This window comes from Kitasatospora sp. NPDC059462, assembly GCF_042749955.1.
Lineage (GTDB): Bacteria > Actinomycetota > Actinomycetes > Streptomycetales > Streptomycetaceae > Kitasatospora.
Window position 1 is genome coordinate 1 of record NZ_JBHYUU010000009.1, and the last position, 12548, is coordinate 12548.

Sequence of the window (12548 nt, forward strand, 5' to 3'; positions counted from 1 at the left end):
CGGGAGCGCGCGGCGAGCAGCACGAGCGCGCGGGCCGCGAAGGCGAACAGGGCGAAGCCGGTGGCCGCCGCGGCGGCGAGCAGGGCGGCGCCCCAGCGCGGGGCGGGCAGCAGCAGGAGGGCGAGCAGCGCGCCGGCCGCCGCCCCGGGCAGCACGGTCGTCGCGCCCTCGCCGAGCAGCCGTCGCAGCACGCCCCGGCGGGAGCCGCCGCGGGCCTGGAGCAGCAGGAGTTCGGGGCCGCGCCGGTCGGCGGCCAGGGCGGCGGCCAGGCCGAGGACGACCACGACGACCCCGGCCAGCCCGGCCGGGCCGAGGGCCGCCAGCGGGGCGGCGGCGTCCCGGCGGGCGGTGGCCAGAGCGAACAGCTCGGGCAGGGAGGAGAAGGTGCGCAGCTCGGGGCGGCCGGTCTCGGCGGCGATCCGGGCGGCGGTGGGGCCGGTCAGGTAGCTCGCGAGCTCGCGCCCGGCGGCCGTCAGCCGGTCGGCGCGCAGCGAGCCGGGGTCGACGGGCAGCCGCCAGGAGAGCTGTGCGCCGTCCGCCCAGTCGAGCAGCCGGGGCAGGTCCTCGCCGCCGGTCAGGCCGGTGGCCTCCCACCAGCGCCGCCGTTCGAAGGTGTCGGGGATCCGGAGGCAGGGCCGGACGAGGCAGAGGATGTCGGTCCAGTACGGGTCGGCCTCGTCGTGCGGGCGGAAGGTGCCGACCACCTCGGTCCCCGGGGACGGCGCCGCGCGCGGGAGGGGTTCGTCCGTCAGGACGTCGCCGACCCGGATGCCGAGCTTCTCGGCGGTGGTCTGCGACACCACGATCTGCAGCGGCCGGTCGGCGGGGGCGGCGGCGGGCCACCGGCCGTCGACGAGGGCGGCGTGCTCGGGGAGCCGGGCGAGGTGGCGCAGGCCCAGGGTCGGGGGGAGGCCGTCGGGCCGGGACAGCTGCGGGCCGGTGAGGGTGCGGGCCCGGCTGCCGCGTACGCCGTACACCGGCCCGCTCGCCGAGATCCGGAACTCCCCGCCGGTGTGGGCCGTCAACGTCCGTGCGACGGCGTCCAGTTCGGCGGAGGTGTCGCCCCGGCGGAGCGTGCCGTCGGTGACCAGGCTGGTCGCGCCGACGCCCCGGTCGTGCAGGAAGTCGCGCAGCGCGGCGTCCTCGCCCCGGTCGACGGCGCGCGGCAGACCGGCCGAGAGCAGCACCACCGTGAACACCAGCACCGCGTTCAGCAGCGCCGTGAACGGCGCGGCGCGCAGCCGGGTGCGCACCCACCGCGCGGGCCGGCCGCCGGGGTGCCCGGCGGAGCGGACGGGCGGCGCGAGGTCCTGCATCCGGCTGCTCCCCCCGGTCGCCGGTGCCTGCTGACCGGATGGCGGACGATGCTCCCAGAGCGGGTGCGCGGAGCGGAAGGTCCGTTCGGGCAGACCGCGGGCCCGCCGGGCCGGCCGCGCGCCGGGCCCGGGCGCGTCGTTGTCGGTGCCGGAGGCTAGGTTCTGAGGTGTCGCCGGGCACCGCGCCCGCAGCGGCCCGAAGCTCACGTACGCCGTGCCCGGAAGGGGCCCACGCCATGTCAGCCACCGCCACCGACGCCCAGTCGACCTACCTGGAGCTGTCCGAGGACAGCGGCAGCGCGCACAAGTTCTACGAGGTCCTGGTCAACGGGGCGGACGTCACCATCACCTACGGGCGGATCGGCGAGAGCGGCCAGACCAAGACCACCTGCTACCCCTCGCCGGAGAAGGCCGCCTCGGCGGCCGCCAAGAAGATCGGCGAGAAGGTCCGCAAGGGCTACGCCCCGGCGGTGCGCGGGGTGCGCCAGCGGCGCGCGGTGACCCGCCGGGCGATCGTCAGCAGCCGCTCGACGGCCCGCCAGGCGCCGGTGCTGTGGCGGTTCCGCTCCGGGGCGGCGGCGTTCGGCATCTTCGTCGGCGAGGAGCACGCCTGGGTCGGCAACGAGCGCGGCGACGTCTACACCCTCACCCACGACGGCGAGGTGACCGGCCGCTACGGCCTGCCGGACGGCGTCAAGTGCATCGTCGCCGACGACTGGTGGATCTACGCCGGCTGCGACGACGGCAAGGTGTACGACCTGGGCGGCAAGGTGCCGCGGGTGGCGTACGAGATAGCCGAGGACGTCGACATCTACTGGCTGGACATCCACGACGGCGTGCTCGGCGTGGCCGACGCGCGCGGCGGGATCACCACCGTCGACCACGAGGACGAGTTCCAGTGGCGCCGCTCGGCCGAGGGCAGCCACGGCTGGATGGTGCGCTGCGACGACGACGGCGTCTACCACGGCCACTCCCGCGGCGTGGCCCGGTTCGCGGCGCGCGGCGGCGCGCCGGTCTGGCACACCGCCACCGACGGCGCGGTGCTGTTCGGCTGGCAGGAGCGGGACGAGGTGTTCGCCGGCACCTCGCGCGGCTCGGTGCACCGGCTGCGCAAGGCGGACGGCTCCGAGGTGGCCCGCTACCGCTGCGACGCCTCGGTGTTCTCCTGCGCGGCCTCGCCCGACGGCCGGTACGTGTTCGCGGGCGACAACCACTCCTCGGTGTACTGCTTCGCGGCCGACGGCACCCGGCTGTGGAAGCTGGGCACCGGCTGCGGCTCGGCGTACAGCATGCAGTACCGCGACGGCCGGCTCTACCTGGTGACCACGGACGGTTCGCTGGTCTGCCTGGACGCGAGCGAGGAGGCGGTGCGCGCGGCCGAGGACGGCCGGCTGCCGCAGGCCGCCGAGGTGGACGGCAGCGGCTGGACGGCGGCGGTGGCCGGCGCCGCGATCGAGTCGGTGGCCGTCGGTTCGGCGGGCGCGACGGGCGGCATCGAGGTGGAATGCGTGCAGGACGGCACCCGGCTGCGGGTGCGGGTGGTGTCGCCGGGCTTCGACCCGGCCCGCCGGGTGCAGTTCCCCAAGGACATCCGGGTGCCGGGCGCGCGGTACCTGGTGGCGGAGGTGCTGGAGTCCGGCAGCGGCTCGTTCTACCGCGCCCGCGGGGACATCAAGCGGCTGCTCTGAGTTCCCCCGACGGACTTCCCCCTCCCGCCGGATGTCCGTTGACAGCCCGGAGCGGGCCTCGGTGTAATGCGGGTGCGATTCGCACGTACGGCACACCGATCGTTTCGGGCTGTTCCCGGGGAAGCAGGGCGTCATGAGCGTGGACACCGAGGCCGTCGCGGATTCCGGGACGTCGGCGGAGACGGCCGTGCCGCAGTCCCGGATGGCCGCCCTCTACCAGCGCGACCGGACCTGCCAGGGGCTCGGCATCGCGCTCGACCGGGTGTCCACCGGGCACGCGGTGATGCGGATGACGGTCGGCCCGGCGATGGTGAACGGGCACGGCATCGCCCACGGCGGCTTCCTGTTCCTGCTGGCCGACGCGGCGTTCTCCTACGCCTGCAACAGCTACGGCCCGGTGACGGTCGCCCAGGGCGCGCAGGTGACGTTCCTGGCGCCGGCGGCGGTGGGCGACGAGCTGACCGCCGAGGCGGTGGAGCGCACCCGCTCCGGGCGCACCGGCGTCTACGACGTGACGGTGCGGAACACGACGGGGAAGGTGATCGCGGAGTTCCGCGGCCAGAGCGTGATGCTGGCCGGAGCGCCGCACACCGACTGAGCCGGGGGCGCCCGCCCGGGCGGGCGCCCCCGGACCCGGTCAGGCCGGCGGGCGTTCGTCGATGACCTGCTGGAGCTTGCCGGTGCGCGGGTTGGTGACCAGCTCCGAGCGCGGCACCCACTCGATCACCAGGTCGTGGATCACCCCGGCCGCCACGTCGTCCGGGTAGAGCGGGCGCGCGTCGTACACCGCCTCGATCAGCCGCTCGGTGAGGCCGGCCGGCGGCTGCTCGGTGCAGCCGAGGCGCAGGGTGAGCCCGTCCTTGCCGTCCCAGCGCCGCTGCACCATCTGCAGGCCGGAGATGATCCGCTCCGGATCGTGGGCGAGCAGCACGGCGCGGATCTCCTCGGTCGGCATCGCCACCGTGCCGACCCGGGCGCCCTCGGCGGACCGGCCGACCAGGCGGAACCGCCCGCGCTCCACGTCGACCCATTCGGCGCGGTCGCCGGTCGGGTAGCGCAGGATCGGCATCAGGGTGCGGAACAGGTTGGTGACCACGACCCGCCCGGGCACCCCCGGTTCGGTGATCGGCTCGCCGGTGGTGTCGTCGACCAGCTCCACCACGGTCCGGTGGGGGAACGCCTCGTGCACCCGGACGTCGTCGCCGGGCACCGGCGCGCCGACCAGGCCGGCGTCCACCGAGGCGTAGCCGATCGAGGCGACGGCGGCGTTGGGGAAGGCCCGGGAGAGGATCGGGCGCAGGTCGGCGAAGAGCAGGTCCCCGCCGAACAGCAGCAGTTCGATCCGCTCGGCGGTCCTGCCCTCCTTGACCAGGTGCTCGGCGACGGAGCTGAGCTTCATCGGCTCGCCGGCCAGCACGTCCACGCCGAAGTCGTCGATCAGGTCGGCGATGTACGCCTCGGGCGCGGCGCCGACCGGCAGCCGGACGTTGTCGACCGGCGCGTGGTGCAGGGCGTTCTCGATGTAGAGGAAGCCGCCGTACAGCTGGCCGGCCCAGAACAGGTTGGCGACCCGGTGCCCGGGCCTGAGGCCGGCCTGGACCAGGCCCGCGCCGAAGGCGGTCACCGAGTCGGCGTGCTCGGTGCGGGTCCAGGGCGAGAACTTGGGCACGCCGGTGGTGCCGCCGGTCTTGTAGACGCCGGCGTCCGTCAGCGGGCCGGTGAGCAGGCGGTTGTCCGGCCAGGAGTTGGCGGCCCAGAAGGCGCTCTGCTCGATCAGCGGCAGCTGGCCGAGGTGGTCGACGCGCGGCGGGAGGTCCCGGTAGAGCTCGGCGTAGAAGGGGGAGTTGCGGCGGGCGAAGTCGACCAGCTCGGGAAGTGGCTTGGCGGGCACGGGTGGCTCCTGACGATCGATCAGTCCGGTCGGCCGGAGCGGCCGATCCAGGTGCGGGCGAGGGTCTGGACGGCCGAGCCGTCCGGGTCGGCGAGCTTCTGCTCCAGGTAGCGGGCGGCCCAGGCGTTGGTGGGGACGCGGAAGGCGGGCCGCTCGGCGCGCAGCGTGCGCACCACCACCTCGGCCACCTCGCGGGCCGGCTGGCCGGCGGCCTCCCAGCCCTGCCCGCCGACCCAGGCCAGGTAGTCGGCGAAGGTCGGCGCGTACGGGCCGGAGGCGGCCTCGATGGTGCGGCGGTCGATGTCGGGGAAGACCCCGAAGGCGGTGTCGGGCACGAAGCCGGGCACTACGACGGAGACCCGTACGCCGTGCGCGGCGGCCACCGGGGCCAGGCCCTCCATGAAGCCCTCGACCGCGAACTTGGCGGCGCAGTAGGCCTCGTTGAACGGCTGGCCGACCACGCCGTGCACGCTGCCGACGGTCAGCAGCCGGCCGCCGGCGGCGCGCAGCAGCGGCAGCGCGGCCCGGCTGACGGCGATCACGCCGAAGAAGTTCACCTCCAGGTTCGCCCGCAGCGCGGCGTCGGTGGACATCTCCAGGGTGGGATCGGAGTTGGAGACGCCGGCGTTGTTGACCACCGCGTCCAGCCGCCCGTACGCCTCGGCCACGCCGTCGACGCAGGCGGTGACGGACGCGGCGTCGGTGACGTCCAGCCGCCGGACGTCCAGGGTGACGCCGGCCTGCTCGGCGGCCTTGCGCAGGGCGTCGGCGCGGGCCGGGTCGCGCAGGGTGGCGACGGTGGTGAACCCGGCGCGGGCGGCGGCCACGGCGGTGGCCAGGCCGATGCCGGAGGAGCAGCCGGTGACCAGCAGGACGTCGTCCGCCGTCATGACGCGCTCTCCGACAGCTCCGGCGCGGCGTCGGCGGGCTCCGGCCGCTGTTCGCGGGCGGCGGCGTCCAGCCGGGCCTGGATGCCGAGCGCCGGCAGGAAGGAGCAGGCGGCCAGCAGGGTGCCGCCGGCCATCACCCAGCGCGCCGCGTCCCGGATGCCCAGCGGCTCGGTGAGCGCCGACACGGCCAGGCCGCCGACCAGCGCGGCGAGCGGGATCACGCCCCAGGTGACGGTGCGGAACGCCGCGTGCATCACGCCCTGGTGCTCGGCGGACATCCGCGACTGGCGGGTGGGCGCGCTGCACACGTTGATGCAGGACATGAAGAAGCCGTAGCAGCCCATGGTCACCGCGATCACCGGCCCGGCGGGCAGCGCGGGCGCGGCCAGCACGCCCAGTCCGACCAGGCAGTGCAGCAGCAGCGACCAGGCCAGCGTCCGGCCCAGGCCGAGCCGCCCGCTGATCCGCGGGGCGACCACGGCGCCGATCAGCGCGCCGACCGCGCCGACCGACATGGCCGCGCCCAGCACGCCGACCGACACGCCGAGCCCCCGGTAGGCGAGCACCGGCAGCACCGTGACGAAGACCGGCCCGCCGGAGTTGAGCGTGACGGCCGCCAGCACCACCCGGCGCAGCACCGGGTCGGCCCAGTTCATCCGGAAGCCCGCGGTCAGCCGCTCCCACACGGTGCCCTCGACGACCGTGCGCTCGCCCCACCGCGGCATGGAGCGGAAGCAGGCGGCGGACACCAGGTAGCTGGCCGCGTCCACCAGCAGCGCGCCCACCCCGAGCGCGCTGTACAGCCCGGCGGCGATCGACGGCCCGGCCACCTCGGAGACCGAGTTGCTGCCCTCCAGCCGGGAGTAGGCGCGCACCATCCGGTCCTCCGGCACCACGGCGGGCACGGCGATCAGGTAGCCGACGTTGAAGAAGATGGTCGCGCCGCTGATCACCGCGACGCAGCCGAACAGCAGCGCGGTGGAGAGGAAGTCCAGCCAGTACGCGAGCGGGATCACCAGCACGGCGGCCAGCCGCAGCAGGTCGCAGACGAGCATCGTGCGGCGCTTGTCCCAGCGGTCGACCAGCACGCCCGCGACCGGGCCGAGCAGCGGGATGCCGAGGTACTGGGCCATCGCCACCACGCCGACCTGGAGGGCGGAGGCATGCAGCACGAAGATCATCAGGGTGGGGACGACGAACACGGTGATCCGGTCGCCGACCACGCTGACCGTCTGGCCGGCCCAGAACAGGTTGAAGCCGCGCCCCAGGTCCTCGGGGCGCCGCAGCCTCACGAGGCCTCCCCGGCGGCCGCGCCGGCCTCGCGGACCACGAAGGAGGCGGTCTTGCCGGTGCGCCCGTTGCTGACCAGCGCGTCCGTGACCCGCACCGTGACGTGCTCCGGGTCGTGCTGGAAGGCGGTGCTCAGGGTGAAGGTGGCGGACAGCAGTTCGGCGCGCAGCGCCGCCGCGTCCACCGCGGCGCCCGGTCCGGCCAGCAGCAGGACGTCCACGCCGGTGGCCCGTCCGCCGTCCTCGGTGATCACCACCTGGGCCCGGGAGACGCCGGGCTGCCGCTCCGCCCGGGCGACCAGCTCGTCCACGTGCAGGCCCAGGCCGCGCACCTGGACGACGTTGTCGCGCCGCCCCAGCACCCGGAACGAGCGGCCCGCCCGGCCGCACGGGCAGGTGGTCAACTCGCCCGCGTCGCCGGTGCGGTAGCGCAGCACCGGGTTGAGCACCTCCGGGTCGAGGGTGGTGAAGTCCAGCAGCCCGTCCGGGCCGGCGTGCACCAGCTGCGCGGGCAGCGGGTGGAAGGTGTCGGCGGGGCAGTCGGGCGTGTTGGTGCCGACCACCCAGGTCTCGGTGGAGCCGAACATGCCCCAGCGGCGGGCCTGCGGCGCGACCGCCGCGAGGTCCTCCTCCAGCTGCGGCTGCCAGGCCTCGCCGAGCCAGAGCACCTTGCGCAGCGTCGGCAGCTTGATCCCGGCGGCGCGGGCGTGCGCGAACCACAGCCTCAGCACGCTCGGGGTGCCGCCGATCGCGGTGACGCCGCGGCCGGCGAGGAAGGCCAGCCAGTCCGGGTACTCCTCCCGGGTGATCGAGCCCAGCGCGATCACCCGGCAGCCCGCCCGGTCGGCGAGCGCGGCGGCCAGGAAGTGCGCGCCCCACATCCGGCCGGCGCCCCAGGCGTTGGCGAACACGTCGTCACGGTCCAGCGCCTGCCAGTGGGCGTGCACACCGGCCATGTAGAACCCGGTGGGCGCGTAGCCGACCTTGGGGGCGCCGGTGGAGCCGCCGCTCTGGAACAGCCAGGTGGCGGCGGTGTCCGAGCGCGGCTCCAGATGGGCGAGGGCGGTGTTGAGGTCGTCCTTGAGCAGCGGCGGCAGGGCGGCCAGGTCGTCGAGGGTGCGCACGGCGCCCGGGTGGGCGGCGTAGCGCGGGGCGAGCGCGGGCACCGTCCGCAGCAGCTCCAGCGTCCTGGCGGGGACGTGCAGGCGCGGCCCGGCCGCGTCGGGCGGCAGGGAGAAGGCGTCGGTCATCGGAGGTCCGATCGGGGGGTGGCGGTCAGGGGGCGGTTCGCGAGCCACGTGGCGTGGGCGTTCCGGTAGGCGGCGAACCGGGCCCGGGTGATGTCCCGTTGCAGCGTGCGCCCCGGGTCGTCGAAGTCCGGGGCGATCACGCCGTCCGGCTCCAGCTCGGAGAACCAGTACCGCTCGCCGTCGTACAGGAAGTCCACGCAGAAGAACGGGATCGCCAGCTTCTCGGCGAAGTACGCGGTGGCCTCGGCCAGTTCGGGCGGCACCGGCGGGAACTCCATCGAGCCGCCGCGGCTGGCGTTGGCCACCGGCGAGCCGGGCTCGGGCACCCGCCGCAGCGCCGCGTACGGCTTGCCGTCGATCACGTAGACGCGGTAGTCCACCGTGCCGTCGCCGAGGTAGGGCTGGGCGACGAGCGTGGTGTCGCCGCCCTGGGCGAGGCTGGCCAGGCCCCGGACGTCCTCCGGTCCGCGCGCCAGGTTGATCCCGCCGCCGCCGCACCAGCCGGCCGGCTTGACGATCGCCGGGTAGGTCAGGGCGCCGAGCGCCACCTCGTAGTGGTGCTTGGCGACGTCGCGGCCGGTGCCGATCCGGATCGAGGGGATCGGCGGCACCGGCGAGTCGGCCAGGTGGAGCACGGTGGCCAGCTTGTCGTTGCCGATCAGCGAGACGTGCGGCGGGAACGGCAGGTAGAAGCCGGCCTGCTCCAGCACCGCGTACAGCGCGTACTGGTTGAACACGTCCATCGACTGGTACGGCAGCGAGTAGAGCGCGGTGATGAACAGGGTGTCCTGCGGGGTGACCGGCTCCTCGTCGACGTAGACCCGCGGGTGCGCGGGGTCGGTGGCGTCCACGGTGACCGCGTCCGGCGCGTGCCGGCACCAGGTGAGGCCCAGCTCCTCGGCGACCTCGGCGTAGAGGTCCCAGAAGTAGTGGCGCCAGGTCGCGGTGGTCCGGGTGGACTCGCGGTCGGGGAAGATCCAGCACATCCGGCGCAGCGGGCCGGGGTCGTCTGGCGTGGCGGGGTTCACCGTGCTGCTCCTTCCTGGGGTGCGGGGTGCCCGGCCCGCTCCGCCCACCAGCGGCGGCCGGCTTCGGGGAGGGTGTCCACCGGGTCGTAGTAGGGGTGGAGGCGGTCCAGCGCGTCGCGTCCGGCCGGTCCGGCGCCGGACTCGCGGGCCTCCGGGCCGGTGCGGTAGTTCTTCGACCAGTACGAGATGCCGCGCTCGCGGTCGTAGGCCACCACTTGGTGCACCCAGCGCTTGCCGAGCCGCGGCACGTCGCAGACCAGGCGCGGGGTGGCGTAGCCGGGCAGGTAGCCCATGATCGCCTCCTGGAGGCGCTGCGCCTGGTGGAGGCTGGTGCGCCAGTGCTCGGCGTTGGGGATCATGTCGCAGAGGTAGAAGTAGTACGGCAGGATGTTGGCCTCGCCCTGGAGGGCGAAACAGAGGTCCAGCAGGTCCTCGGGGGTGTCGTTGACCCGCCGAAGCAGCACGCCCTGGTTGCGCACGTCCCGCACGCCCGCGTCGAGCAGCGCCCGGGCCGCCTCGGCGACCAGCGGGGTCACCGAGCGGACGTGGTTGGCGTGGGTGTGCACGGCGAGGTTGACGGCCCGGCTCGCGGCGAGCGCGGCCACCCGGTGCACCCCCTCCAGCACCCGGGGCTGCAGCCAGTGCTGCGGCAGGCCCACCACGGCCTTGCTGGCGAGCCGGATGTCGCGCACCGACTCCAGTTCCAGCAGCCGGCGCAGGAAGGTCTCCAGCTGCGGCCAGGGCACATTGGCGAGGTCGCCGCCGGAGACCACCACGTCGCGCACGGCCGGGGTGCGCTTGAGGTAGTCGAGCATCTGCTCCTGGCGGTGTTCCGGGCGCAGGGCGAGCCGGGTCTTGGCGACCTGCGGGGTGGAGGTGCCGACCAGGTCCATCCGGGTGCAGTGGCCGCAGTACTGCGGGCAGGTGGCGGTCAGTTCGGCCAGCACCTTGGTGGGGTAGCGGTGGGTGAGGCCCTCGGTCACCCACATCTCGGCCTCGTGCAGCGAGTCGCGCTCGGCCTTGGGGTGGCTGGGCCAGTGCGGGAGCCGGTCGGCGTGCATCGGCAGCAGGTAGCGGCGCAGCGGGTCGGTCAGGAAAGCGGCGGTGTACGCCGCGGGGGTGACCGGGGCGTGCGAGGCCACGGTGTTGAGCAGCTGCGGCGGCACCAGTAGGGGCATCGTCGCGAACTCGGCCTGGTCGGCGTCGAGTTGGGCATAGACCTCGGCGGAGAGCAGGTCGCCCGCGACGGAGCGCAGTTGACGGGTGTTCTTGACGCAGTGGGCGCGCTGCCACTGGGCGTCGCGCCATTGGGCCTCGGTCACGTCGCGCCAGCCGGGCAGCCGGCGCCAGTCCGGTTCCACCAGGGGGGTGCGGACGTACTGGTAGGGCTGCGACGGCGCGGGGTGGGCGGCGGTCGCGCGGTGGTCGGCCATCCGGGGGCTACTGGCCGGTGAAGAGGGTGGCGAAGCGGGTGCGCAGTTCGCGCTTGAGCACCTTGCCGGTGGGCCCGAGCGGGAACTCCTCCGCCGTGCGGGCGATCCGGACGGCGGCGAGCGCGGCCAGGCCCGCCCCGGCGAGCGCCTTGTTGGCGGCCTCCTGCACGTCCGCCTCCGTGGCGTGCGCCGCCTCCTGCTGCAACTGGACGACGGCGATGGGGCGTTGGCCCTCCCCGGCGACTCCCGGGACGCCGACCACCGAGCAGTCCCGGACCAGGTCGGCGCAGTCGGCCAGCAGCACCTCCTCGATCGGCAGGCTGTAGACGGGGCCGGCCGCGGTGTCGATGACGTCCACGGTCCGGTCCAGGTGGTAGAACCGGCCCTCGGCGTCCCGCTGGGCGACGTCCCCCGTCAGCCAGTACCCGGCCAGTTCGAAGCTGCTGGTCAGCCGCTCGTTGTTCCAGTAGCCCGGGGTGCGCGACGGCGAGTCGATCGCCAGCAGCCCGACCGTGCCGTCCGGCACCTCGTGGCCGTCCTGGTCCAGCACCGCGGCCCGGCGCACCACCTCCAGCGGCTTGCCGACGCAGCGGTCGTCGCGCTCCGACTCCGGCGTGGTGACCTGCCCGAACAGCGCCATGCCCATCTCGGAGGAGCCCAGGCCGTCGACGAACTGCGAACCGGGCAGGGCGGGTTGCTCGGCGCGCTCCTGCGGCAGCAGCCAGGGCCGGATCAGCCCGGCCGGGCGCTCGCCGAGGCGCACCAGGCGGCGGATGTGGCCGTAGTGCGCGCTGTCGCCGGTGTTGAACCAGGAGTGCACCCTGGCGGCGGCCCTCACCGGCGCCTCGCCGGTGGCGAGTTCGACGAAGGTGCGGGGGAAGGAGGCGACCATGGTCGGCTGGAAGGCCTCCATGACCGGCTCGACCACCGGCCGGCGCCAGTCGGCCATCACCACGGTCGGCAGGCCGAGCAGGGTGGCGGTGAGGAAGTAGCTCAGGCCGCCCGCGTGGGTGTGCGGCATCAGGGACATCAGCCGGTCGTACGGCTCGGCCGGGAAGCGCACCATGCGCGGCTGCTTGCCGTCCCAGAACTGGCGGTGCCCCAGCATGGTGGACTTCGGCGTGCCGGTGGTCCCGGAGGAGTGGATCAGCGCGACCACGTCGTCCGGCGCGTGCCGGTACGGGTAGCCGGCGGGCAGGGCGCCGGAGGCCTCCGCGTCGAAGGCCTGGACCTCGGCGGCGAGCGCGAGGAAGCGGGGCCGGCGCTGCGGGTCCTGGCGGTAGGCGGCGGCGAGCCGGGTGGTGTCGTCGGCGACCACGCCGACCACGCCGACGTGATGGAGGTAGCGGACCATCACGTCGTGCCGCATGGCGTCGTTGACCAGCGCCGGGACGGCGCCCAGCGCGGTGAGCGCGAGGAAGTGCAGCAGCGGCTCCAGGCCCTCGGCGATCACCACCGCCACCGGCTCGCCGGGGCGCACCCCGTTGGCGTGGTACCAGGCGGCGTAGCGGTCGCGCAGCGCGGCCAGGTCGAGCAGGCTGTGGCCGCGCAGCACGACGGCGCCGCGGTGGTCGGTGTGGTGGCTGTAGGCGAACGGGACCGCGCGGTTGGGGTTCACGGCGATCGCGTGGTCGAGGAAGTTGCCGGCCCCCAGGCCGGGCTCGGCCATCAGCCGCTCGCGGGCGGCGAGCGGCGCGACCGGGGTCGGCGCGGTGCTGCTCAGGGGGGAACTCGGGTCGCTCATGGCGTCTCCTGAGGGGGGT

General features: G+C 74.8%; 9 protein-coding genes and 1 pseudogene. 2 read left to right on the plus strand and 8 right to left on the minus strand.

Annotation, left to right across the window (positions count from 1 at the left end):
• Nucleotides 1-1316 (minus strand): annotated as a pseudogene (locus ACFXAM_RS04460) (hypothetical protein); the annotation flags it as partial.
• A gap of 236 nt (nucleotides 1317-1552) precedes the next feature.
• On the opposite strand from ACFXAM_RS04460, the gene ACFXAM_RS04465 reads away from it, so the two are divergent.
• The gene (locus ACFXAM_RS04465; protein WP_380287498.1) at nucleotides 1553-3004 is read left to right on the plus strand and encodes a WGR domain-containing protein; all 1452 of its coding nucleotides are present in this window, start codon (nucleotides 1553-1555) and stop codon (nucleotides 3002-3004) included.
• 202 nt (nucleotides 3005-3206) lie between these two features.
• Nucleotides 3207-3602, plus strand: a complete 396-nt coding sequence (gene paaI / locus ACFXAM_RS04470) for a hydroxyphenylacetyl-CoA thioesterase PaaI (RefSeq protein WP_380287555.1) — start codon at nucleotides 3207-3209, stop codon at nucleotides 3600-3602.
• A 39-nt stretch (nucleotides 3603-3641) separates the two neighbouring features.
• Here paaI and ACFXAM_RS04475 read toward each other — a convergent pair whose 3' ends face one another.
• Genes ACFXAM_RS04475 through ACFXAM_RS04505 form a run of 7 tightly spaced genes read right to left on the minus strand, consistent with a single transcriptional unit; the run spans nucleotide 3642 to nucleotide 12529 of the window.
• A complete protein-coding gene (locus tag ACFXAM_RS04475; RefSeq protein ID WP_380287499.1) occupies nucleotides 3642-4895 on the minus strand; it encodes a phenylacetate--CoA ligase family protein in 1254 nt (417 codons plus the stop codon).
• Nucleotides 4896-4915: 20 nt separating this feature from the next.
• Complete coding sequence (locus ACFXAM_RS04480; RefSeq protein WP_380287500.1) at nucleotides 4916-5785, minus strand: SDR family NAD(P)-dependent oxidoreductase; 870 nt, start codon at nucleotides 5783-5785, stop codon at nucleotides 4916-4918.
• On the minus strand, nucleotides 5782-7077 hold the full coding sequence (locus ACFXAM_RS04485; RefSeq protein WP_380287501.1) for an MFS transporter: 1296 nt from the start codon (nucleotides 7075-7077) through the stop codon (nucleotides 5782-5784). The genes ACFXAM_RS04480 and ACFXAM_RS04485 overlap by 4 nt, the downstream gene beginning before the upstream one ends.
• Nucleotides 7074-8324 carry a phenylacetate--CoA ligase family protein gene (locus tag ACFXAM_RS04490; protein WP_380287502.1) on the minus strand — a complete coding sequence of 417 codons (1251 nt, stop codon included), beginning with the start codon at nucleotides 8322-8324 and terminating at the stop codon, nucleotides 7074-7076. The genes ACFXAM_RS04485 and ACFXAM_RS04490 overlap by 4 nt, the downstream gene beginning before the upstream one ends.
• Nucleotides 8321-9352 (minus strand): RimK family alpha-L-glutamate ligase, encoded by a 1032-nt coding sequence (locus ACFXAM_RS04495; protein ID WP_380287503.1) that lies wholly within the window; start codon nucleotides 9350-9352, stop codon nucleotides 8321-8323. Before ACFXAM_RS04495 ends, ACFXAM_RS04490 begins: the two co-directional genes overlap by 4 nt.
• Nucleotides 9349-10785: a KamA family radical SAM protein gene (locus ACFXAM_RS04500; RefSeq protein ID WP_380287504.1), complete on the minus strand. Its 1437-nt coding sequence runs from the start codon at nucleotides 10783-10785 to the stop codon at nucleotides 9349-9351. The genes ACFXAM_RS04495 and ACFXAM_RS04500 overlap by 4 nt, the downstream gene beginning before the upstream one ends.
• A gap of 7 nt (nucleotides 10786-10792) precedes the next feature.
• Nucleotides 10793-12529, minus strand: a complete 1737-nt coding sequence (locus ACFXAM_RS04505) for a class I adenylate-forming enzyme family protein (protein ID WP_380287505.1) — start codon at nucleotides 12527-12529, stop codon at nucleotides 10793-10795.
• Between the last annotated feature and the right edge of the window lie 19 nt (nucleotides 12530-12548).

What these genes read in the sequence shown, in the direction of transcription:
- ACFXAM_RS04465 (WP_380287498.1), top strand. Translation starts at nt 1,553, where the DNA reads ATGTCAGCCACCGCCACCGACGCCCAGTCGACCTACCTGGAGCTGTCC.
- paaI (WP_380287555.1), top strand. Translation starts at nt 3,207, where the DNA reads ATGGCCGCCCTCTACCAGCGCGACCGGACCTGCCAGGGGCTCGGCATC.
- ACFXAM_RS04480 (WP_380287500.1), bottom strand. Translation starts at nt 5,785, where the DNA reads ATGACGGCGGACGACGTCCTGCTGGTCACCGGCTGCTCCTCCGGCATC.
- ACFXAM_RS04490 (WP_380287502.1), bottom strand. Translation starts at nt 8,324, where the DNA reads ATGACCGACGCCTTCTCCCTGCCGCCCGACGCGGCCGGGCCGCGCCTG.
- ACFXAM_RS04500 (WP_380287504.1), bottom strand. Translation starts at nt 10,785, where the DNA reads ATGGCCGACCACCGCGCGACCGCCGCCCACCCCGCGCCGTCGCAGCCC.
- ACFXAM_RS04505 (WP_380287505.1), bottom strand. Translation starts at nt 12,529, where the DNA reads ATGAGCGACCCGAGTTCCCCCCTGAGCAGCACCGCGCCGACCCCGGTC.